Source organism: Bradyrhizobium sp. 25ACV, assembly GCF_054863005.1.
This window is the reverse complement of sequence record NZ_JAVAYO010000020.1, coordinates 61,658-82,126: the sequence shown is the minus strand read 5'-3', so window position 1 is coordinate 82,126 and position 20,469 is coordinate 61,658. Positions and strand designations below refer to the sequence as shown.

The window sequence follows — 20,469 nt, the reverse complement described above, 5'->3', positions numbered from 1 at the left end:
CCTTGTTCGACCTTCTTCCGCATCTTGTGAACGGCCTGACGCTTGGCCTGTTGTTCGCGCTAATCGCGCTCGGATTCATGCTCATTGTCGGGCTGATGGAGCAGATCAATCTCGCGCATGGCTCGCTGTTTGCGCTCGGCGCCTATGTCGCCATGAAGCTCACGGGGCCTCGCCCGCCCTTACCGGCTGATCTTGCAAAGTTGTGGCTCGCGCTGCCGCTCGGCTGGCGCTACGCCGCAACCCTCGTCATCGCGCCCGTCATCGTCGGACTTATCGGCATGCTGATCGAGTTCTGCATGCGGCGGACCTATGGCAAGGACCCGCTCTACGGCTTGCTGCTGACCTTCGGCGCGGCGATGGTAATCGAGGAGTTGATCCGACTCGTCTGGGGCACGCGCGACTATGTGCTGCAGGTGCCTTCAGCCATCAATGGCGGCTTCCTGTTCGGCGACCTGATCTGGTCGAGCTATCGCTTCTATGCAGCCGGCATCGCGGCCGGGATCATCGGTCTGGTCTGGGTCCTGATCGAAAAGACCTCCTTCGGCGCGACCGTGAAGGCGGGGGCCCATGACAGCGAGATCGTGCGCGCACTCGGCATCAATCTGTCGCGGCTGCGGCTCCTGGTGTTCGTGTTCGGCACCATGCTTGCGGCGATCGCCGGCATCATCGTCGCGCCGATCTGGGGCATCCGCCCGCATATGGGCGTCGACGCCGTCATCCCCGCATTCCTCGTGATCGTGCTCGGCGGGGTCGGAAGTTTTTGGGGCGCCGTCGTCGCCGGCCTCCTGGTCGGGGTCTGCGTCGGCCTCGCCGGAGCCTATGCGTCCGAATGGTCGCTGCTGTCCATGTACATCCTGCTCGTTGCCGTCGTGACGTTCCGCGCCCGCGGCCTCTGGGGCAAGAAGAGCGTACTCGAGGTCTAGGGAAATGATTGTGGGTTCGACGACCTCATCCGACGCTGCGCGTCTTGTCACGCCGACGATGCTGGTGCTCTGGCTGGTACTGGCGACGGTGCCGCTCTGGATCACCCGGATCGGGCTCTATCCCTATCTCGGGATCGAGATCCTGATCTGGTCGCTCTATGCGCTGGCCTTCAACCTGGTGCTGGGGACGGCCGGGCTGCCGTCGTTCGGCCACGGGGCCTATTTCGGCATCGGTGCCTATGCATTCGGGCTCTGCCAGTTCGACATGTTCGCTAATCTCTGGGTTTGTCTCGCTGCTGCAGCCGTGATCGCCGGGTTTGCCGGCGCGCTGGTGGCGCTGTTTGTCTCGCACCGGCGCGGCATCTATTACGCCTTCATGACGATCGCCTTCGGTCAGATCTTCTGGACGCTTGCGATCAAGTCCCACCGCGTCACCGGCGGAGAGGACGGCTTGCTCAAGATCAGGCGGCTGCCGGCGGATTTCGGCCTGGTGTCGTTCGATCTCACCGACAATGTTGCGTTCTACTATTTCGTGCTCGCGGTCTTCGCGGTCGGCACCGCCATATTGTGGCGACTGGTGCATTCGCCTTACGGCCGCGTGGTCGCAGCCATCAGGCAGAGCGAGGTTCGCGCAGCGCATCTGGGCTATAATGTGTGGCTCTACAAGGCCTCGGTCTTCACCCTCTCGGCCGCGCTATCAGGCTTTGCCGGCGGCCTGTTCGCGATGGCGCAGCTTGCCGCATTTCCCGATGTCATGAGTTTGCATCAGTCCGGCTACGTCGTGATGATGACGCTGGTCGGCGGCGGGCTTGTCAGCTTCTGGGGCCCCGTGATCGGCGTGTTTCTCTTCCTCACGGCCCGCGACGTGATCGGCGCGCTGACCAATGCCTGGATGCTCTATTTCGGTCTTCTGTTCATGGCGATCGTGCTGTTCCGTCCCGAGGGCATCGCAGGCGCGCTCTCGGCCGCCGTGCAACAACATTCCATCAACGCTCTGAGGCGGCGCGGTACGTCCGCGATGCGGTTGCTGGTCGGGGGTGGGCGATGAGCATGATCGAGGCCGCGGGCGTACATGTCCGCTTCGGCGACCGCGTGGTGCTGGAGAGCGTCGATCTCGCGGTCGGCGAGGGCGAGTTCCACGGTGTGATGGGGCCGAACGGCGCCGGCAAGACCACGTTTTTCAACGTCCTCACCGGCCGGGTGAGACCGAGTCGCGGCTCGATCCGGCTCGGTGGCGAGGACGTCACCGGCTTGAGCCCGCATCGCATCGCCGCCAAGGGCATCGCCCGCTCGTTCCAGAACATGACGCTGTTCGACGAATTTTCAGCGCGCGATAACGTCATGATGGGCTTGCCGGCGTTTCGCGCACGCGGCCTTGACATAGCGCGAGCCGCGGCTGGTGACCGCCGGCTCACCGATCAGGCGACCGAAGCGCTCGCCGGGGTGGGGCTTGCGGACAAGGGCGGCATTCGCGCCAAGGATCTCTCCTATGGCGATCGACGCGCGCTGGAGATCGCGGTCGCGCTGGCACAGGCGCCGCGGGTGCTGTGTCTGGACGAACCGACCTCCGGCCTCGGCTCAGACGGCGTGCAGCGGCTGGCAAGCCTGGTCGCTCGCCTCAAAGGCAAGCTCACCATCGTCGCCATCGAGCACGACATGGAGTTCCTGTTCTCGCTCGCCGACCGCATCTCCGTCATCCACTGGGGCCAGGTGGTGGCGCGTGGTACGCCGCATGAATTGCAGCAGAACGAATGGGTCCGGCGCTCCAATCTCGGGAAATTCGCATGATCCTCGAAGTGGACGGCGTCGATACCTTCTACGGCGAGACCCAGGCGTTGTTCGGCGCCTCGATCGCCATCGAGCGCGCAAAGGTCTTTGCGCTGCTCGGGCCCAATGGCGCCGGCAAGACCACCATGCTGCGCTCGATCCTCGGGCTGACGCGGCCGCGCCGTGGCGCGGTGCGCTTCGACGGGCACGACGTCACGCGCAACCCGACTCACGAGATCGCGCGCGCAGGCATCGGCTGGGTACCCGACGACCGGCGGCTGTGCCCGACCTTGTCGGTGGCGCGCAATCTGTCGATCGCGCAGAAGCGCACGCGCTTCCGCAACTGGTCCGTCAAGGAGGCCGCCGCAATCTTCTCTCCGCTCGAATATCTGATGGAGCGCGACTGCGAGAATCTGTCGGGCGGCGAGATGCAGATGGTGGCGATCGCGCGCGCGCTGGTTGGCTCGCCCGGTCTGGTTCTCTTTGACGAGCCGAGCCAGGGCCTGGCGCCTAAGATCGTTGGCGACGTGCTCGCGACGATTCTGCGGATGAAGGACGAGGGCATCGCCTCGCTGGTCGTAGAGCAGAATGCCGAGATCGCGCTGTCGGTCGCCGACCATGCCGCGGTGATCGACCGCGGCCGGATCGTCTGGACCGGGGAGGCCGCCACGCTCCGCGACGATCGCGGGCTTCGTCAGCGCTTGCTGGGAGTGCAATAGAGTGTCCGCGCCGCTGCTCGTTCTCGATGATATCCGCAAGGTCTACACCAGAGGCCGCGTCATCCGACGCCCCACCTTCACGCTTGAAGCAAATCTGTCGCTGGACGAACCCGGCATCGTCGGTGTCGTGGGGCCGAACGGAGCCGGCAAGACCACGCTGTTCGAGATGATGACGGGCTCCAACGCGCCGACCTCGGGCCGCGTGCTTGTTGCCGGTACCGATATCCACGGTGTCAAATACCGGGAGCGCGACCGGCTCGCGATCCACTATCATCAATCCTACCAGGTCCGGCGCTTTCGCAAGCGGATCCCGTCGGCCTTCCTGGCGCCGTCGCCGACCGGGACGCCGCTGGTGCATCTGTTCGACGAGCCGCAGTTCAACCTGCAGGATGGCTATATCGGCTTCGTGCTCGATTTCTTCCGCAAGCTGCGGGACGAGGGCAGGTTGGTCATCCTCTGCATGCATCCGACCGCCAGCTGGCACCTGGACATCTTGGCGGAGATCGCCGGGCAATTCCTGTTCGTCGCCGGCGGCGGGGTAACGCGCATGGCGGATTTTCGCTCCCTGGTCGCCGAGCCGCGCTTTCGCCTTTATCTCGGACCGGAGATGACGCGGGCCGCCGATGCCATTGCCATGGCAGCCCGATCGTCCACACGTTGAAACCAATACAGAAGCGATCACAGGGAGAGTCCGTTGGCTTATTCGAACACCCAGCTTTTCATCAGCGGCAAATGGCATCCGGCCCAGTCGGGCAAGGTCATCGAAGTCCTCAATCCCGCGACCGAAGAGGTGATCGGCACCGTCGCCCATGCCGGCAAGGCCGACCTCGACGAGGCGCTGGCCGCTGCCGCAGCAGGATTCAAGGTCTGGCGCAATGTCGCCCCGTTCGAGCGGTGCCGCATCATGCGCAAGGCTGCCGCGATTATGCGCGAGCGCAATGACGAGATCGCCCCGCTGCTCACGATGGAGCAGGGCAAGACGCTCGGCGAGGCCAGGATGGAAGCGATGGCCGCCGCTAATCGCCTGCCGTTCGGTCTTGCCTCCTACGCCTTCACCAGCTCCACCAAGACTGCAACCGCGATCGGCTCGGCGATCGAAGCGGGCATGATGTCCATCAACAGCTTCGGTCTGGCTTTGCCCGAAGTGCCGTTCGGCGGGATCAAGGATTCCGGCTACGGCTCGGAAGGGGGCACCGAGGCGATGGAAGCCTACCTCAACACCAAATTTATAAGCCAGACCGGTCTGTAGATGCGATGGCCCAGACCCCGTGAGTGTCACCGTTCAAGCGAGGCTCATCGTTCGGCGGCAGGTCAAATCACGGGTTCTTCTTGGAAGCCCGATGTGTGCGCTTATCTTCAGCGCGGTCCACGGATTGGCTTGCCAGTATGACCCGTAGCGTCCGTGTCGCGAGATCGCGGGTGGCGTCGCCTGCGCCCTGAACGTCTTGAAGACCTTGGAGTTCGCCCCTCTCAGTGGAGCGTGCTCCCGCTTTGACGTTCCTTTGTCTATAGCCTGAGCCCTTCAATCGAGCGCCGCGCATCTAAAGCGGATCGCTGCGCTGCTGGCCGAGCGTGTTGCAGCGCAGCCGTCGGTGCTATTTGACGGCTCACCTCTGATCATCTCTTAAGTTCAATAACAGAATGAATTGGTCTGATATTGCGACGTGCGATATCCGGGCCGAGAGGGGCGTCTCGGCGCTTGGACATCGGTATCAGCCTCTAGCTCTGCCGTTGTCGAATCATGCGTACAACTCTTCACAAAATCGCAAGCGCTTCGTCCTTTGTCAGGGGGAGATGCATCTAAGCGCTTGACGAGTTCTAAAAAAGAACTGTAGGTTCGACGAATGAGGCGGCCAATCCAAGAGCCGCAACGGTTGACGCGCTCGGCCATCGACGCTTGGCGAGCGCGCTCGATTTCGCACGGCATGGCGCCTAGCGAGCGTAGGGACACGTAAGAATTGAACGGCGCACCGGAAGAGTGCGCATCAGGGAGGATGCCGATGTTGCCGAGATGGAAGAGTCTTGCCGTTCTGCTCGTGCTATTGGGCAGCCCGGCATTCGCGGCCGACGAGCCCGGGGTTACCGCGACCGAAATCAAGATTGGCGGGGTGTTTCCGTTCAGCGGACCGGCTTCATCGATCGGTCTCGTGGGCAAGGGGCTGATCGCCTACATTCAGTCCCTGAATGACCGCGGCGGCATCAGCGGGCGCAAGATCAATTACGTCGCCTATGACGATGCCTATAGTCCACCCAAAGCAGTGGAGCAGGTTCGCAAGCTCGTCGAGAGCGATGAAGTTGCATTCATGTTCGGCCAGCTCGGCACTCCCGCCATTTCGGCAACGTCAAAATACCTGAAGTCGAAAGGGGTGCCCAGCATCGCGATCGTCAGCGGATCGTCCAAGTTCACCGACGTCGCCAGTTACCCGCTGATCACGACAGGTCTCGTCAGCTACGATACCGAGGGAAAGATCTACGCTAAATACCTCACGAAGGCTCTGCCGAACGCCAAATATGCGATCCTCTACCAGAATGACGACCTCGGAAAAGACTACGTCAATGCCTTCAAGGCGTTTCTCGGTAAGGACTACGATCGCAGGGTCGTCACCGCGTCCTATGAGGTCACTGAACCGACCGTCGATTCGCAGATCACCAACCTGAAGAGCTCCGGTGCGGATGCCCTGATGATCGCGGGCACGCCGAAATTCGCTGCGCAGGCGATCCGACAGGCTTTTTTGATCGGCTGGAAGGCGACCGTCATCATCAACTTTCCGTCCGGTTCGGTTGGAGGCACGCTCACGCCGGCCGGCCTCGACAAGTCGACCGGCGTGATCGTCGGCACCATCAACAAGGATGTCGTGGATCCGAAGTGGAAAGATGATCCCGGCATGCAGGCCTATCGGGCGTTTATCGACAAATATCTGCCCGGCGTCGATATCACCAACGGCAGCTATCTCACCGGTTATCAGCAGGGCATCCTGCTCGAGCAGATCCTGAAGCAATGCGGGGACGACCTGTCCCGCAAGAACATCCTGGCGCAGGCCAAGAACCTCTGGGACCTCGTCGTCCCGACCGCACTGCCGGGCATCAAGATCAACACCAGCGAAACCGAGAACATGATCTGGACGCAGATGCGCCTGCAGCGCTGGACCGGCTCGACTTGGGAAGCCTTCGGAGAAGTGTTGGACGCCAGGTCCGAATGAGCACGTAACAGGCGAGAGGGCGAGCGGCATTGACGACGTGCCGGCGCCGGCGTCCTGCGCGACGAGCGCAAGGGGTGCGATCGCCATTCCGGTACTTCAGGAGATCCATTCAATGTCGACGAAGGCACTGACGTTTGCGCCGCGCGAGGTTTCAATCGAGCGCCGACCAGATGGCGCGCTCATATTGAGCTCACCTCTGGAGTGGAAGCCATGTGACTGGCGTATCACGGACTTCTTGCCGAGCTGGGCAAGCGCCACCCCGGACCGGATATTTCTCGCGCAGCGCAATGCGAAGGGTGGGTGGGACGAGATCACCTACAGCGAGGCATGGTCTCAGGTCCAGGCGGTGGGCCAGAGTTTGCTTGATCTGGGCGCAAAGCCAGCGGACAAGCTGGCCATCCTCTCCGGAAACTCGATCGAGAACGCCGTGGTTTCGTTTGCGGCGATGTCAATCGGCGTCATCCTGGCGTCTATATCGCCAAACTACACGCTGATGCCCGGTGGACTTGCTCGTCTCAAGGACATCGCCGAAGTGCTGCGCCCGAGCTTCGTGTTCGTCCAAAGCGGACGCGAGTTTTCCGCAGGCCGCACCATTCCGGAATTGGCGGCCGCGACCTGGATCAGTGTCGATGGCGCGCCGGACACGGTGCCCTTCCGCGCTCTGACAGCCAAAATCGCGTGCGACGGATTTGCCGGGGCATCTCGTGCGGTCTCGTGCGACGCGGTCGCTAAGATACTCTTCACGTCGGGTTCGACAGGCTTTCCGAAAGGCGTGCTCAACACCCACCGCATGATGGCAAGCTCCCTGCAAATGGGCAGCCAGCTCGTGTCTCCTCCGGCTGCGCCAGTCCAGGTGGAGTGGCTGCCTTGGCATCACACGATGGGCAGCAACGTCATTCTTCACGGCATCCTCAAGAACGGCGGGACGCTCTATATCGACGACGGCCGTCCGCTGCCGCAGCTCTTTCACAAGACGGTCGCCAATCTCAAGGAAGTGTCGCCGACCGCCATGTTCAACGTGCCTGCCGGCTATAACCTCCTGTGTGACGCGGTCGAGAAGGATCTCGATCTGGGCGCCAGTGTATTCAAGCGGATGGACCGAATGAGTTATGCCGGCGCTGCAATTTCAAAGGACACGCTGGAGAAGCTCTATCGCTTGACACTCTCGGTGACCGGCCGGCGAATTCCGGTCATGTCGGGTTACGGTACGACCGAAACCGCCCCGACCATCAGTACGACCCATTGGGCGACAGATCGACCCGGCGAGATCGGTCTTCCCGCGCCGGGACTGCGGCTCAAGCTCATTCCGGTCTCGGATACTTACGAGGTCAGGGTCAAGGGACCCAACGTCACGCCGGGTTATCTCGGGCGGCCGGATTTGACGGAAATGGCCTTCGACGAGGAAGGCTTCTATCGCATCGGCGATACTGTCTCGTTTCTGGATCCGCAGAAGCCTGAGCTTGGGCTGCGCTTTACCGGACGAATTTCCGAGAACTTCAAGCTTGCGAATGGGACCTGGGTCTCGATCGGCAATATGCGCGCGGCAATCCTGGCCGCAACGCGCGGTGTCTTGCTCGACATGGTGGTCGCGGGCGAAAATCGTGAGGCGTGCGCGCTGCTCTGCTGGTTGAACCCCACGGAGGCCGCACGGATCTCGAAAACTCCGGGTGCGGATCTGACCTCGGATCCCGCCGTGGTCGGGGTCCTGCTGGATCGCTTTCGGGGCTACAATGAGACCGTCGGAAGCAGCGAACGGATCTGCTCCTTTGTTCTGCTGAAAGATCCGCCATCAATGGCGGCAGGAGAAATCACCGACAAGGCCTATGTCAACCAACGCGCTGTGCTGAAAGTTCGATCTGAACAGGTTGAGCGTCTCTACATCCACGAAGCTGGCGCCGATGTGATCCGGGTCTGAGAGCGAGCTTGTCCCGTGCGGACGTTACGGACTCCCTGGCCGCCAGATCGCGTCTGCCGGTACCTTCTGCGGGATTGTTTGCCGCGAAACGGCTTCGGTGCGGGCCTCAGGCCGCCCGCGAGCGCGCCTTTGTTTTCGAGGTCGGCGCCGCTGCCGCCGGGGCGCTGCGAGCACCGGGCCCGGGATGAGTATGAACCTCCTTGGCCGACAGCGGCTCGCCGCATTCGGAACACACCATGACCGGATCGAAATCTTTTCCGCACTTGCGATGCTGGTGCAGCAGGGGGCGGCCGCGCTCGTCGACCATGTGAGTATCGCCCCAATGCACGATTGCCATCATGATCGGATACAGATCGAGCCCCTTCTGGGTCAGGATATATTCGTGCCGTTTGGGGGATTCCTGGTAGGGAATGCGGCGCAGAATGCCCTGCCGAACCAACTTCTTCAGACGTTCGGCAAGCAAATGCCGCGTGATTCCGAGCGCCGACTGAAATCCCTCGAAGCGGCGCGTGCGCAGAAAACACTCGCGCAGGATCAGAAGAGTCCAGCGGTCGCCGATCACGCCGATAGTTCGGGCCATCGAGCACGGCTCTTCCTCGAGTTCCTTCCACTTCATCCACAAACTCCAGTCACCGCCACGGCACGGACCTCATCTCGAATCGTTGCGGAGGCCGGCGCGGGATTTGCCATTCTAGATAGGTACTAAACTCCAAACAATACCCTTCCAGGCAAGACGAAAATCAGCAGATTGCGGGAGGGTTTGACAGTTCTATTTTAGAACTGTATGTTTGAGGAAAGTCAGGCCGGCGACCGGATCGCCAGTGCAAGCACATGTTCCGCGGGAGGAGCCGAGATGACCTTGAAGATTGAATTCCAATTCGATTTTGGCAGCCCGAACGCTTATCTGGCAGAGGTAGCGATTGCGGGCATCGAGCAGCGCACCGGTGCGAAATTCGATTATGTTCCGGTCTTGCTCGGCGGCATCTACAAGGCGACGGGCAATATGTCGCCGTTCGACTCGCTTCGTGGGATCAAGAACAAGCCGGAATATCAGGCGCTCGAGACCCAGCGGTTTATCCGCCGCCACAACGTCACGAAATTCCGCCAGAATCCCTTCTTTCCCGTCAACACGCTGATGCTGATGCGGGGCGCCGTGGCAGCCCAGTTTGAGGGTGTGTTCGAGTCCTATTTTCGCGCGGCCTATCACCATATGTGGGAGGAGCCGAAGAAGATGGATGACCTCGAAATCTTCCGGAATGCGTTCATCGCTTCGGGGCTCGATATCGACAGATTGATCGCTCGCGCCCAGCAGGACGACGTCAAGAAGAGGTTGATTGATCTGACCAACGACGCCGTCAGCCGAGGCGCGTTCGGGTCGCCAACCTTCTTCGTCGGCAAGGAGATGTTCTTCGGCAAGGACCAGCTTCGTGACGTCGAGGAGTCCATCCTCGAGCAAACCAGGCCGGTCGCAAGGACGGCATAGAGATGCCGAGTTAACGAAGTTCAATCCAACCGGGAGACGATCCATGCAAAAGAGAAACGCAACCGTCGCAGTGATCGGTGCCGGCGACTATATCGGCGGCGAGATCGCCAAGAAATTCGCCTCGGAGGGCTTCACGGTATTTGCCGGACGCCGGAACGGGGCCAAGCTCGAGCCGCTCGTCAAAGAGATCGAGGCCGCCGGAGGCGAGATCCATGCACGCTCGCTGGATGCTCGCAAGGAGGAGGAGGTTATCTCCTTCCTCGCCGATGCCGACAAGCATGCGCCGCTCGAGGTCTGCATCTTCAACATCGGCGCCAACGTCAACTTTCCGATCCTCGACACGACCGAGCGCGTCTTTCGCAAGGTCTGGGAGATGGCCTGCTATTCCGGCTTTCTCGCCGGCCGCGAGGCCGCGCGGCTCATGCTGCCTCGCGGCGAGGGCAAGATCTTCTTCACCGGCGCGACAGCGTCGCTCCGCGGCGGCAGCGGCTATGCCGCCTTTGCCAGCGCGAAGTTCGGCCTGCGGGCGGTGGCCCAGGCGATGGCGCGCGAGCTCGGCCCCAAGAACATTCACGTCGCGCATCTCATCATCGATTCCGGCGTCGATACGGAATGGGTGCGGCAGCGCCGGCTCGAGGCACTCGGTCCCAATGCGCTCGACGATCCCGATCTCTTGATGCCGCCGTCGTCCGTCGCTGCGTCCTATTGGCAGCTTTATCAGCAGCCGAAGAGCGCGTGGACGTTCGAGCTGGAAATCCGTCCCTTCGGCGAGAAGTGGTAAGGAGGTTCTTACGATGGAGCTTGCGCTGTCTGCCGAGGACGCAGCTTTCCGCGATGAAGTGCGTGCCTTCATCGCGGACAATTATCCCGCGGAGATGCGCGTTCCCAATCCGGAGACCGACCTGACCAAGGAGCAGTCACTGCTCTGGCACCGGATCCTCCACAAGAAGGGCTGGATCGCGCCGCTGTGGCCCAAGGAGTATGGCGGGCCGGGCTGGACGGTCACACAGCGCTTCATCTTTGAGCAGGAAACCTCTCGGGCGGGAACGCTGCCGCCGCTTGCCTTTAGCGTGACCATGGTCGGGCCGGTGATCTACACGTTCGGCAACGAGGCGCAGAAGAAGAAATTTCTGCCGCGAATTCTCTCCGGCGAGGATTGGTGGTGCCAGGGCTATTCGGAGCCAGGCTCCGGCTCGGACCTTGCGACCGTCAGAACCAAGGCGGTGCGCGAGGGCGACCACTACGTCGTCAACGGGCACAAGACCTGGACCACGCTGGCCCAGCACGCCGACTGGATCTTTTGCCTGGTGCGGACTGATCCGAATGCGAAGCCGCAATCGGGAATCTCCTTCCTGCTGATCGACATGAAGTCGCCCGGCGTCACCGTGCGGCCGATCATCACGATCGACGGTAGCCATGAGGTCAACGACGTCTTTCTCGAGGACGTCCGCGTGCCCGTCGAGAACCTGGTCGGCGAGGAGAACAAGGGCTGGACGTACGCCAAGTTTCTGCTCGGCAACGAGCGCACCAGCATGGCGGGCATCGGCCGGTCCACCCGCTATATCCGCAAGCTGAAGCAGATCGTGAAGGCCGAGATACCGGCCGACGATCCGGCGCATCTGGAATTTCTGCGCGACATCGCCCGCGTCGAACTCGACGTGCTGGCGCTGGAAGCGACCGAACTGCGCGTCGTCGCCCAGATGGCGCGCGGCATCGATCCCGGTCCGGCGGCGTCGCTGTTCAAGATCCGCGGCACGGAGATCTTCCAGGACATCACCGAGCTCACGCACCGCGCGATCGGCAACTATGGTCTTGCCATCCGCGAGCATCCGGTCAGCGCCAACCACTTCATGCCGGGCCCGGACTACGGCCACACCGCGTCCGAGAAATATCTGAACGCGCGCAAGCTCAGCATCTACGGCGGATCCAACGAGATCCAGCGAAACATCATCGCCAAAGCCGTGCTCGGGCTCTAGGCCGCGGCGGATCGGGAGGACCGGATGGATATTCAGTTCACGGAAGAACAGGAGTTGCTGCGATCCAGCGTTCAGCGCCTTCTGCGCGACCAGTATGATTTCGAGGCGCGGCGCAAGATCGTGGCGAGCGAGGAGGGCCTCAGTCGGACGCGGTGGAGGGCCTTCGCCGAGCTCGGCCTGCTCGCCGCGCCGTTCTCCGAAGACGTCGGCGGCCTCGGCGGCGGTCCGTTGTCGACCATGATCGTCATGCAGGAGTTCGGCCGTCACCTCATCGTCGAGCCTTTCGTCGAAACGGTGGTGCTTGCCGGCGGCCTGATCGAGCAGGTTGGTACGTCCGAGCAGAAGCAGGGATTCATTCCAGGCATCATCGACGGCTCCAGGATCTGGGCGCTGGCCTGGACCGAGAGAGCGTCCCGGTTCGATTTCGCCAATGTCGCAACCAAGGCGCGGCGCGAGGGGGGCGACTACGTTCTGAGCGGCGAGAAGACCATGGTGACGGCGGCACCGTGGGCGGATCATCTGATCGTCTCGGCGCGGACCGCCGGCGACAATCGCGACCGCGGCGGCGTCAGCCTGTTCGTGGTCGACCGCCATGCCGCGGGCGTCAATCTCCAAAGCTTCAAGACGATCGACGGACGCCGCGCCGCCGAGATCAGTTTGCGCGAGGTCCGCGGGCAATTGCTGGGAGCAGAAGGCGAGGGCGTTGCCGCGCTGGAAACCTGTCGTGACCGCGCGATCGGCGCGCTCTGCGCCGAGGTCGTCGGCGCGATCGGAGAGCTGAATGCCGCGACGCTGGACTATTCAAAGACCCGCAAGCAGTTCGGCACCACCATCGGCTCCTTCCAGGTGTTGCAGCATCGCATGGTCGACATGTTCATCGCCCACCAGGAGGCGCTCTCCCTGATGCAGCATCTCAATCTCAGTCTCAACGCCGGTGATTCCGGCCTGTCGCGGCTCGCCTCCGGGGCTAAGTCGAAGATTGGCTACGCCGGGAAGTTCGTAGCCGACCAGGCGGTGCAGCTTCACGGCGGCATGGGAATGACCGACGAGCTGAACGTCGGACACTATTTCAAACGAATCTCCTCCATCAACATCCAGTTCGGCGATCCCGCATTCCACGTGCTGCGCTACGCGCAGCTGGATGCGGCCGCGTAAAGAGAAGAGGCCAGCATGACGACTGAAGCAGTCATTGTTTCCACCGCCCGGACGGCCGTCGGCAAGGCCTATCGCGGCGCGCTCAACAACACGGACGGCCCGACCATGGCCGGGCATGTGATGGCCGAAGCCGTGAAGCGCGCCGGCATCGCGCCGGGCGAGGTCGAAGACGTGGTGATGGGCTGCGCGATGCAGCAAGGCACCATGGTGATGAATGTGGCGCGCAAGGGCGCGATCCGCGCTGGCCTGCCCGTGACGGTGGCCGGCACCACGATCGACCGGCAATGCGCGTCCGGCCTGCAGGCCATCGCCGTTGCCGCGCGGTCGGTGATGCTTGATGGGGTCGAGGTCGCCATCGGCGGCGGCATCGAGTCGATCAGCCTCGTGCAGAACGAGCACATGAACAAATTCCACGCCGTCGACGACGAGCTGATGGCGATGAAGCCCGAAATGTACATGTCGATGCTCGATACGGCGGAGGTCGTTGCCGAGCGGTACAAGATCGGCCGCGACAAGCAGGACGAGTACAGCCTCGAATGCCAGCGCCGCGTCGGCGCCGCTCTGCAAGCCGGCCGCTTTAGCGATGAAATCGTGCCGTTCACGACCAGGATGGCGCTCGTCAACAAGGACACCAAGGAGGTCAGCTACGAACAGGTGACGCTCACGAAAGACGAGGGCCCGCGTCCGGAAACCACTGCCGAGGGCCTCGCCAAGATCAAGCCGGTGTTCGAGAGCAAGACGATCAGCGCGGGCAATGCCAGCCAGCTCTCGGACGGTGCTTCGGCCTGTGTGATCACGAGCGGCAAGTTTGCAGCCAGCAAGGGGCTGAAGCCGCTCGGTATCTTCCGCGGCTTCGTCGCCGCCGGGGTCGAGCCGGACGAGATGGGCGTCGGCCCGGTGGCTGCGATCCCGCGCCTGCTCAAGCGCCACGGTTTGAGGATCGACGACATCGATCTCTGGGAGCTCAACGAGGCGTATGCGGTGCAGGTGATCTATTGCCGCGACAAGCTCGGCATCGATCCGAATAAGCTCAACGTCAATGGCGGCTCGATCGCGATCGGCCACCCCTATGGCATGACCGGCTCGCGGCTCACCGGCCACCTCCTGATCGAGGGGCGGCGGCGCAAGGCGAAATACGGCGTGGTGACCATGTGCATCGGTGGTGGCATGGGCGCCGCGGGCTTGTTTGAAATCATCCACTGAGCGGAAACGCGGGGAGATCATTCGTGAAGACAGCGATTACTGAACTATTCGGTATCGAGCATCCGATCATCCAGGGCGGAATGCATTATGTCGGCTTCGCCGAAATGGCAGCCGCGGTATCCAACGCCGGCGGGCTCGGCTTGATCACGGGCCTCACCCAGCGGACGCCGGAGCTGCTCGCCAAGGAGATCGCGCGGTGCCGTGACATGACGGACAGGCCGTTCGGCGTGAACCTGACCTTCCTGCCGACCTTCAGCGCCCCGCCTTATCCGGAGTACATCGCTGCCATCAGGGAAGGCGGCGTCAGGATCGTCGAGACGGCCGGGCGCAGCCCTGAACAATACATGCCGGCCTTGAAGGCGGGCGGCATCAAGGTGATCCACAAATGCACCTCGGTCCGGCATTCGTTGAAGGCCGAACAGATCGGCTGCGATGCCGTCAGCGTCGACGGCTTCGAGTGCGGCGGTCATCCGGGCGAGGACGACATGCCGAACATGATCCTGCTGCCGCGTGCGGCCGAAGAATTAAAGATCCCGTTCGTGGCATCCGGCGGCATGGCCGACGCGCGCAGCCTGGTTGCGGCGCTGGCGATGGGAGCGGCGGGAATGAACATGGGGACGCGCTTCATCGCCACCAAGGAGGCGCCGGTGCACGAGAACGTCAAGAAGGCCCTGGTCGCGGCGTCCGAGCTCGACACCAGGCTCGTTATGCGCGCGCTCCGCAACACCGAGCGGGTCCTGAACAACAAGGGCGTCGAGCATCTGCTTGAGATCGAGCGCGAGAAGGGCAAGAGCCTCAAGATCGACGACATTCATGATCAGGTAGCGGGCGTCTATCCCAGGGTGATGATCGACGGCGACATGGACGCGGGCGCCTGGAGCTGCGGCATGGTCGTCGGACTCATTCACGATATTCCGACCGTGAAGGAGTTGATCGACCGCATCATGGCGGACGCGGAGCGATTGATCAGGGGCAGGCTGACGGGATTCCTTGATGCCGACAGCGCGGCCAATCTCAAGGTCGCGTGAAGCCACGGCTTGCGATCCGCGCTGCAGACGACATTCGTCGTCTCTGCGCGGGCTGGAAGCTCCGGTCATGATGGGATCGTCATCAGCGAATATCTTGTGCTATCCCGGAGCAGGCGATGCGTTACGCAAAGGACCATGGTCAGCATACCCGCAGACGCATCGTCGAAAGCGCTTCCCGCGGTCTGCGCCAGGCCGGCGCCGATGGCCTGAGTGTGGCCGACCTGATGAAGCTCGCCAATCTGACGCATGGCAGCTTCTACGCCTACTTCAAATCGCGCGACGCATTGGTCGTCGAAGGGCTCGCCCTGGCCATGGATCGAACGATCATGCATTGGTTGGCTCTCACGCAGGGGCTGCCTGCAGAGAAGGGATTCGACGCACTTGTCGAGTCTTACCTGAGCCTCCGCCACCGTGACGATCCGGGACGCGGTTGCGCGCTTCCGGCTTTGGCCGCGGATATCGGGCGGTCAGGCCCAGAGGCGCGGCGCACCCTTGAACAGGGGCTCGGCAAGATGATCGATATCATTGCGCGGCTGACATCGGCGAGCCCGTCATCGGATGTGAGACAGGCGGCCGCCGGCGCAATTGCGACCATGGTCGGTTCGATCGTGCTGGCGCGTGCGGTCGACGACAAGCGTTTGTCCGACCTCCTGCTGGAGGCCGGACGGCAGGCTTTGGGCAGTCCGGTCGCGAGCGACTGCGAGAGAACGCATTCGGCCGACAATTGAGACACGGCTTAACCGACGTTGGCTTCTCGACGGGGCGGGCCGATGGCGGAGGCAAACGGCCGTGCCTCTACCATCGGCCGCCGCCATGGCAGCTACGCAGCCATGCGCAGCAGATCGACGATTTCGGCTTGGTCGTTGAAGGGACGCGGATTGGCTTTGACGAAGCGATGGTTGATCGCGATTTCGCTGATCTTGCCGAACTTGTCTTCGCCGATGCCGACCTCAGCGAGGCGGCCTGGTAGTCCAAGTTGCCTGACGAACTCCGCAAAGGCGTCTGCCGCGTCCCCACCGGGAACACCCAAAGCTGCCGCCAAACGCTTCTGCGCGTCATCGGTGAACGGCTTGTTATAGCGAAGAAGGCTCGGCATGATGACGGGCGTGCAATAGTAGTGAGGAACCCCGAAAGTCCCACCAAGCACGTGGCCGATGCCGTGGCTTGCGCCCATGGGAACGCGTGCCTGCAGTCCAAAGGACGCAAGCCATGAGCCGTATTGAGACAAGCGGCGCGCCTCGAAATCGTCAGGTTGTTGCAGGGTCCGGAGCATTCCATCGCGCAGCGTGCGGATACCCGCCAGAACCACTTCGTCAGCAAGGGGGGTACCAGCTGGCGAGCACAATGCTTCGATGCCGTGATCCATGGAACGAGTGCCCGATCCCATCCAGAGATTCGAAGGCGTATGAAGCGTGAGGGCAGGGTCGAGGATGACTGCCACCGGCATCATGTGGGGGTGAAAGAATATTTGCTTCAGCTTGTTGCGCTCATCGGTGACAAGCGCTGCGGCATTGTATTCGCCGCCGTTCAGCGTTGACGGCACGGCGATCTGTCGGACTGTAGGCGTGCGGAACGGGGAATGGCTCACGCCCGGGCCCATGGGGAACGGATCGAAGCCGGCTTCATCGCGGATATCGTGCTCCATCGCCATGATGACGATCTTGGCGAGGTCAACGGCAGAACCGCCGCCGACGGCCACGACGAGATCGGCGTGCGCTTCCTTGGCGTGGAGCGCAACTTCGGCGGCTTGCTTGCGCGTGGTGTGCTGTGCAATTCCGTCGAAGGTCGCAGCATGTTTGTCGCCGAGCGTATGCCGGATTTTCTCAATCTCGTCGGTCTTGGTGTTCAAGGTGCGGCTGACGATAAGGAAGACGCGCGTTGCCTTCAGTCGCTCCGCTTCTTCGTTGATGGCCTCAGCCGCCGGTCTGCCATAGATCACGCGATCAATTGCCGGAAAATTGTGTGCACCAGTCCTGCGCATTTTATCCTCCCATCGGAACTGCTGTCGAAGCCGAGATAGTCTTTTATATTATGAGTATCATTCAATAGTGGTTCAAAAATATCGCACGAACTCGGGGTTCTACGGCCTTCGCCAGGTTCCACGCGAAGCACTGGCCTGGCTTGCCGACTTCGCGGTCACCCATCCTTCGGCGCCCTTGCGCAGTCGGAAAGTCGCAGCCGCATCAATGTCTTGCAGCGGGCTCGGACGCGCCAGTTTCCTGATGCCGATTGAGTGAATGCCATTACGCATGTGCACTCCAGCTTCGTGTGCACCGAAAGGCAAAAACGGGTGGGGCTAGTCGAGAAAAGTTGACGCCGAACGCTGCGATGGTTGACGCCCTCGGCGTGCAATATACCTTGCGCCGCAAACGCCAGGGCCTGTGCACGAAAGTTGCTCGATGCTCTCGAACTCCTCGCGTGTCATCTTGCCGATACAGGATGCCCCGACGGTCTCGAAAGCCGGGACGAACGTGGGGTTCTTTCGCACGCGGAAGCGTGGAGAATGGCACCGGCCGACGGGGCCTAACGCTCTGCGTGATTTGAGTGTCTCAGAGACGCACCCCGGTCGTCGCAAACGCTTGGGCGACGGGCTCCTGGACCCGATTCAAGACCACCATTCCCACAATCGCGATCACCACGGCCGCGACGCAGCCAAGAAGAAAAGCCTTCATCCGCAGCCTCCTTCGATCGAAACGTCAAGGTGTTTATACGACACGGCTTGCCGCGAGCAAACTCGTTGATCGCATCAAGGCACGGGCGACCTTATGGGCTCTTGAAGATGGGATCGACGGAAAAGCCATCGCCGATCAAGCCCAGGGACTGAAGCGCCGTGCTATTCACGTCGACTTCTAATATCGCAAAAAGAAGCGCAAGCACGATGGCAACGAGGATCAGGAAGGGCGAGGTTTGTCGGGAAAGGGGATCTTCCGGCCCATCAAGCGCGCGGACAGCGCGCAGCCGCGCTATCATCCGCAGAAATGGCCGCGTTGGCCCCTGCATGCCAGTCGTCCTTGACGTGACCAGCCAGAGACTAGTCTTCGGACCACCGGCGTTCAAGCGGAGGATGCGCGAAGTCAGGTTATTGCAATGCACGCTCAGGAACGGAAGGCAGCGTTGCCCGGTTTAGTACACGCACCGGAGGATCCGACGTGAAACTGCCAACAACGATCTTGTGCTTCGCAGCCCTCTGCTTCTTCCAGAGCGCCTCCGCCCAACCCGCGCAAACCAACTCATCTGCGCCATCAACCCCTCCCGAGGAGAAGGGCCAACCACAGCCGCAAGGCTGGACGGGCCCAATCAATACAGGCTCGGGTGGCGCGCCCGCCGAAAGTCCCCAAGGTCAGAGTCCGCCTGGAATGCAGGCCGCGCCTCAAGGTTCGTCCAAGAGCACGACGGCACCAGCCAAATAGATCGGTTCGGATATTCATCTCCGTCGGCTCTTCTGGCAATCTCGAGAGCGTGAACGTGACGCGGCGAGGGTTAATGAGACTACCTTTCTGCGCGGGCGGCGCCGCAGTCTTGTGGGCCATCTTGGCCGTATCATCCGTGCACGCCGACATGGCGGGACACGGCGGCCCCGTGCGGGCGCTTGCTATTTCCCCCGATGGGGACGGCCTCTTGTCGGGCAGCTTCGACTCAGCCGCCATTCGCTGGTCGCTAAAGGCGGAGACAGCGGAGGAGGTGCTGCGGTATCATGCTGATGCGGTCAATGCCGTCGCCTTTCTGAACGACGGCCGCATGGTCACGGCGGGTGCCGATGCACGAATTGCGGTCTGGATGGCGGGCCGGCGGCAGCCGGACCGGGTGTTCGAGGGACACGTCGGTCCTATCGTCGCACTCGCGGTCTCTCCCGACGGTGCGGTGCTAGCATCGGCTTCATGGGATCGGACGGTGCGGCTCTGGTCGCTGTCGGACGGCGTGTCGCGCGTGCTCGAAGGGCATTCGCAGAACGTCAACGGCGTCGCCTTCACGCCGGACGGCAGGTCGCTCGTCAGCGCCGGCTATGACCTTACGTTGCGCATCTGGCGGTTGTCGGACGGCCAGCCTGAAGTCGTGACGTTGCCGGCTCCGCTTAACGCAGTGGCCGTGGCGCCGGACGGTGAAATCGTCACAGGTGCGGTCGATGGCATGCTGCGGATGCTGACCATGGACGGCAAGGTCAGCGGCGAGGTATCGGCCGGCCCAACACCAGTGGTGGCCTTAGCGATGTCGGTCGACGGCAAGCTGATTGCCGCGGCCGGCATCGGAGGCACAGTTGCGATCATCGATCGCAGGTCGCGCGGCCTGCTACGCACGCTGGTCGGGCCCGGGCTGCCGGTGTGGTCGGCTGCCTTCCTTCCGGATCGCGAGACGCTGATGACGGGGGGCGCGGACGGCAAAATCAGGCGGTGGAATGCACGCACCGGCGATCCGGTCGGCTCAGGTCTGATGGGCTCACCGGCCGATCCGCTCGCTGCCTATGCCGGCGATCATGGCGCCGACGTATTCCGGGCGTGTGTTGCCTGTCATACGCTGTCGGACAAGGAGGTCCAGCGCGCAGGCCCGACGCTTGCCGGATTGTTTGGCCGTAAGATCGCATCGCTGCCGGGCTACCGCTTCTCCGAGGCGCTGAAGACCATGGACATCGTCTGGACGCCGGAGACCGTCGCAAAGCTGTTCGAGGTTGGACCGAACGCCTATACCCCCGGCACCAAGATGCCGGAGCAGCGCATCGGTTCAGCCGAGGATCGCCGCGCGCTGACCGACTTCCTTGGTCGCGCGACATCGCGATAGTGACCTCAGATCGAGTCCCAATTGTCGATCGGGAGATCCCTCATCTCCGGATGGAGCTTGAGGATCTGAATGACGTCAATGTTGGGGTGCTCCTTTAGAGCTTCCGCAACGCAGTGATTGACGTATTTCCGGCGCGACAGCCACGCGACCTTCTTACCCTTGGCTTCGGCCTTGCAGGCGACGATTGCTTGCTTCACGGCGGTCTTCTGCGCCTTGGTGAGAGGAGGAGCGGCCGCTTCGGCGGCTGCGCCGGCGAAAGCGATGGAGATCAAGCACGTCGACAGAGCTGTGATCAAACGAGACATGGTGATGCTTCCCCTGGTTTCC

Annotated in this window: 21 protein-coding genes; 16 read left to right on the top strand and 5 right to left on the bottom strand. The window is 62.4% G+C overall.

What is annotated here, in order from left to right; all coding sequences use genetic code 11:
- Positions 1 to 2 precede the first annotated feature (2 nt).
- The 8 genes from RAD04_RS33580 to RAD04_RS33545 all read left to right on the top strand — a co-directional run bounded on the left by RAD04_RS33580 (position 3) and on the right by RAD04_RS33545 (position 8,524).
- Positions 3 to 923 carry a branched-chain amino acid ABC transporter permease gene (locus tag RAD04_RS33580; RefSeq protein ID WP_461627228.1) on the top strand — a complete coding sequence of 307 codons (921 nt, stop codon included), beginning with the start codon at positions 3 to 5 and terminating at the stop codon, positions 921 to 923.
- A 4-nt stretch (positions 924 to 927) separates the two neighbouring features.
- The gene (locus RAD04_RS33575) at positions 928 to 1,971 is read left to right on the top strand and encodes a branched-chain amino acid ABC transporter permease (protein WP_461627227.1); all 1,044 of its coding nucleotides are present in this window, start codon (positions 928 to 930) and stop codon (positions 1,969 to 1,971) included.
- Positions 1,968 to 2,711 (top strand): ABC transporter ATP-binding protein, encoded by a 744-nt coding sequence (locus RAD04_RS33570; protein ID WP_461627226.1) that lies wholly within the window; start codon positions 1,968 to 1,970, stop codon positions 2,709 to 2,711. Before RAD04_RS33575 ends, RAD04_RS33570 begins: the two co-directional genes overlap by 4 nt.
- Complete coding sequence (locus tag RAD04_RS33565; protein ID WP_461627225.1) at positions 2,708 to 3,409, top strand: ABC transporter ATP-binding protein; 702 nt, start codon at positions 2,708 to 2,710, stop codon at positions 3,407 to 3,409. The genes RAD04_RS33570 and RAD04_RS33565 overlap by 4 nt, the downstream gene beginning before the upstream one ends.
- A gap of 1 nt (position 3,410) precedes the next feature.
- Positions 3,411 to 4,070 carry an ATP-binding cassette domain-containing protein gene (locus RAD04_RS33560; protein ID WP_461627224.1) on the top strand — a complete coding sequence of 220 codons (660 nt, stop codon included), beginning with the start codon at positions 3,411 to 3,413 and terminating at the stop codon, positions 4,068 to 4,070.
- Positions 4,071 to 4,103: 33 nt separating this feature from the next.
- Positions 4,104 to 4,658, top strand: a complete 555-nt coding sequence (locus tag RAD04_RS33555; protein ID WP_461627223.1) for an aldehyde dehydrogenase family protein — start codon at positions 4,104 to 4,106, stop codon at positions 4,656 to 4,658.
- Between the two features lie 751 nt (positions 4,659 to 5,409).
- On the top strand, positions 5,410 to 6,609 hold the full coding sequence (locus RAD04_RS33550; protein WP_461627222.1) for an ABC transporter substrate-binding protein: 1,200 nt from the start codon (positions 5,410 to 5,412) through the stop codon (positions 6,607 to 6,609).
- 112 nt (positions 6,610 to 6,721) lie between these two features.
- Positions 6,722 to 8,524: an AMP-binding protein gene (locus RAD04_RS33545; protein WP_461627221.1), complete on the top strand. Its 1,803-nt coding sequence runs from the start codon at positions 6,722 to 6,724 to the stop codon at positions 8,522 to 8,524.
- A gap of 106 nt (positions 8,525 to 8,630) precedes the next feature.
- Here the strand turns inward: RAD04_RS33545 and RAD04_RS33540 are convergent, their stop codons facing one another.
- Positions 8,631 to 9,140 carry a winged helix-turn-helix transcriptional regulator gene (locus tag RAD04_RS33540; RefSeq protein ID WP_461627220.1) on the bottom strand — a complete coding sequence of 170 codons (510 nt, stop codon included), beginning with the start codon at positions 9,138 to 9,140 and terminating at the stop codon, positions 8,631 to 8,633.
- Positions 9,141 to 9,377: 237 nt separating this feature from the next.
- Here RAD04_RS33540 and RAD04_RS33535 point away from each other — a divergent pair, with 237 nt between their 5' ends.
- From RAD04_RS33535 to RAD04_RS33505, 7 genes are all read left to right on the top strand, one after another.
- Positions 9,378 to 10,007, top strand: a complete 630-nt coding sequence (locus tag RAD04_RS33535; RefSeq protein ID WP_461627219.1) for a DsbA family protein — start codon at positions 9,378 to 9,380, stop codon at positions 10,005 to 10,007.
- A 43-nt stretch (positions 10,008 to 10,050) separates the two neighbouring features.
- Positions 10,051 to 10,788 carry an SDR family oxidoreductase gene (locus RAD04_RS33530; protein WP_461627218.1) on the top strand — a complete coding sequence of 246 codons (738 nt, stop codon included), beginning with the start codon at positions 10,051 to 10,053 and terminating at the stop codon, positions 10,786 to 10,788.
- A gap of 13 nt (positions 10,789 to 10,801) precedes the next feature.
- Positions 10,802 to 11,983, top strand: coding sequence for an acyl-CoA dehydrogenase family protein (locus tag RAD04_RS33525; protein WP_461627217.1), 1,182 nt, complete (start codon positions 10,802 to 10,804; stop codon positions 11,981 to 11,983).
- Between the two features lie 24 nt (positions 11,984 to 12,007).
- Positions 12,008 to 13,138: an acyl-CoA dehydrogenase family protein gene (locus tag RAD04_RS33520; RefSeq protein WP_461627216.1), complete on the top strand. Its 1,131-nt coding sequence runs from the start codon at positions 12,008 to 12,010 to the stop codon at positions 13,136 to 13,138.
- Positions 13,139 to 13,153: 15 nt separating this feature from the next.
- On the top strand, positions 13,154 to 14,341 hold the full coding sequence (locus RAD04_RS33515) for an acetyl-CoA C-acyltransferase (RefSeq protein WP_461627215.1): 1,188 nt from the start codon (positions 13,154 to 13,156) through the stop codon (positions 14,339 to 14,341).
- A 23-nt stretch (positions 14,342 to 14,364) separates the two neighbouring features.
- Complete coding sequence (locus RAD04_RS33510) at positions 14,365 to 15,369, top strand: NAD(P)H-dependent flavin oxidoreductase (RefSeq protein WP_461627214.1); 1,005 nt, start codon at positions 14,365 to 14,367, stop codon at positions 15,367 to 15,369.
- A 116-nt stretch (positions 15,370 to 15,485) separates the two neighbouring features.
- Positions 15,486 to 16,097, top strand: coding sequence for a TetR/AcrR family transcriptional regulator (locus tag RAD04_RS33505; protein ID WP_461627213.1), 612 nt, complete (start codon positions 15,486 to 15,488; stop codon positions 16,095 to 16,097).
- Positions 16,098 to 16,189: 92 nt separating this feature from the next.
- On the opposite strand, the gene RAD04_RS33500 is transcribed toward RAD04_RS33505, so the two are convergent.
- The 3 genes from RAD04_RS33500 to RAD04_RS33490 form a co-directional block, all read right to left on the bottom strand.
- Positions 16,190 to 17,350: an iron-containing alcohol dehydrogenase gene (locus tag RAD04_RS33500; RefSeq protein WP_461627212.1), complete on the bottom strand. Its 1,161-nt coding sequence runs from the start codon at positions 17,348 to 17,350 to the stop codon at positions 16,190 to 16,192.
- 568 nt (positions 17,351 to 17,918) lie between these two features.
- Complete coding sequence (locus tag RAD04_RS33495) at positions 17,919 to 18,041, bottom strand: hypothetical protein (RefSeq protein WP_461627211.1); 123 nt, start codon at positions 18,039 to 18,041, stop codon at positions 17,919 to 17,921.
- Positions 18,042 to 18,132: 91 nt separating this feature from the next.
- Positions 18,133 to 18,369: a hypothetical protein gene (locus tag RAD04_RS33490; protein ID WP_461627210.1), complete on the bottom strand. Its 237-nt coding sequence runs from the start codon at positions 18,367 to 18,369 to the stop codon at positions 18,133 to 18,135.
- 483 nt (positions 18,370 to 18,852) lie between these two features.
- On the opposite strand from RAD04_RS33490, the gene RAD04_RS33485 reads away from it, so the two are divergent.
- Positions 18,853 to 20,142 carry a c-type cytochrome gene (locus tag RAD04_RS33485; protein WP_461627209.1) on the top strand — a complete coding sequence of 430 codons (1,290 nt, stop codon included), beginning with the start codon at positions 18,853 to 18,855 and terminating at the stop codon, positions 20,140 to 20,142.
- A 5-nt stretch (positions 20,143 to 20,147) separates the two neighbouring features.
- On the opposite strand, the gene RAD04_RS33480 is transcribed toward RAD04_RS33485, so the two are convergent.
- Positions 20,148 to 20,447 (bottom strand): hypothetical protein, encoded by a 300-nt coding sequence (locus RAD04_RS33480; protein ID WP_461627208.1) that lies wholly within the window; start codon positions 20,445 to 20,447, stop codon positions 20,148 to 20,150.
- Positions 20,448 to 20,469: the final 22 nt, after the last annotated feature.

Bases quoted from the DNA above. Each gene is read 5' to 3' on its own strand.
- RAD04_RS33535 (WP_461627219.1), top strand. From the start codon at position 9,378: ATGACCTTGAAGATTGAATTCCAATTCGATTTTGGCAGCCCGAACGCT.
- RAD04_RS33495 (WP_461627211.1), bottom strand. From the start codon at position 18,041: ATGAAGGCTTTTCTTCTTGGCTGCGTCGCGGCCGTGGTGATCGCGATT.
- RAD04_RS33545 (WP_461627221.1), top strand. From the start codon at position 6,722: ATGTCGACGAAGGCACTGACGTTTGCGCCGCGCGAGGTTTCAATCGAG.
- RAD04_RS33565 (WP_461627225.1), top strand. From the start codon at position 2,708: ATGATCCTCGAAGTGGACGGCGTCGATACCTTCTACGGCGAGACCCAG.
- RAD04_RS33500 (WP_461627212.1), bottom strand. From the start codon at position 17,350: ATGCGCAGGACTGGTGCACACAATTTTCCGGCAATTGATCGCGTGATC.
- RAD04_RS33530 (WP_461627218.1), top strand. From the start codon at position 10,051: ATGCAAAAGAGAAACGCAACCGTCGCAGTGATCGGTGCCGGCGACTAT.
- RAD04_RS33480 (WP_461627208.1), bottom strand. From the start codon at position 20,447: ATGTCTCGTTTGATCACAGCTCTGTCGACGTGCTTGATCTCCATCGCT.
- RAD04_RS33490 (WP_461627210.1), bottom strand. From the start codon at position 18,369: ATGCAGGGGCCAACGCGGCCATTTCTGCGGATGATAGCGCGGCTGCGC.
- RAD04_RS33550 (WP_461627222.1), top strand. From the start codon at position 5,410: ATGTTGCCGAGATGGAAGAGTCTTGCCGTTCTGCTCGTGCTATTGGGC.
- RAD04_RS33485 (WP_461627209.1), top strand. From the start codon at position 18,853: ATGAGACTACCTTTCTGCGCGGGCGGCGCCGCAGTCTTGTGGGCCATC.
- RAD04_RS33525 (WP_461627217.1), top strand. From the start codon at position 10,802: ATGGAGCTTGCGCTGTCTGCCGAGGACGCAGCTTTCCGCGATGAAGTG.
- RAD04_RS33570 (WP_461627226.1), top strand. From the start codon at position 1,968: ATGAGCATGATCGAGGCCGCGGGCGTACATGTCCGCTTCGGCGACCGC.
- RAD04_RS33520 (WP_461627216.1), top strand. From the start codon at position 12,008: ATGGATATTCAGTTCACGGAAGAACAGGAGTTGCTGCGATCCAGCGTT.
- RAD04_RS33515 (WP_461627215.1), top strand. From the start codon at position 13,154: ATGACGACTGAAGCAGTCATTGTTTCCACCGCCCGGACGGCCGTCGGC.
- RAD04_RS33575 (WP_461627227.1), top strand. From the start codon at position 928: ATGATTGTGGGTTCGACGACCTCATCCGACGCTGCGCGTCTTGTCACG.
- RAD04_RS33540 (WP_461627220.1), bottom strand. From the start codon at position 9,140: ATGAAGTGGAAGGAACTCGAGGAAGAGCCGTGCTCGATGGCCCGAACT.
- RAD04_RS33505 (WP_461627213.1), top strand. From the start codon at position 15,486: ATGCGTTACGCAAAGGACCATGGTCAGCATACCCGCAGACGCATCGTC.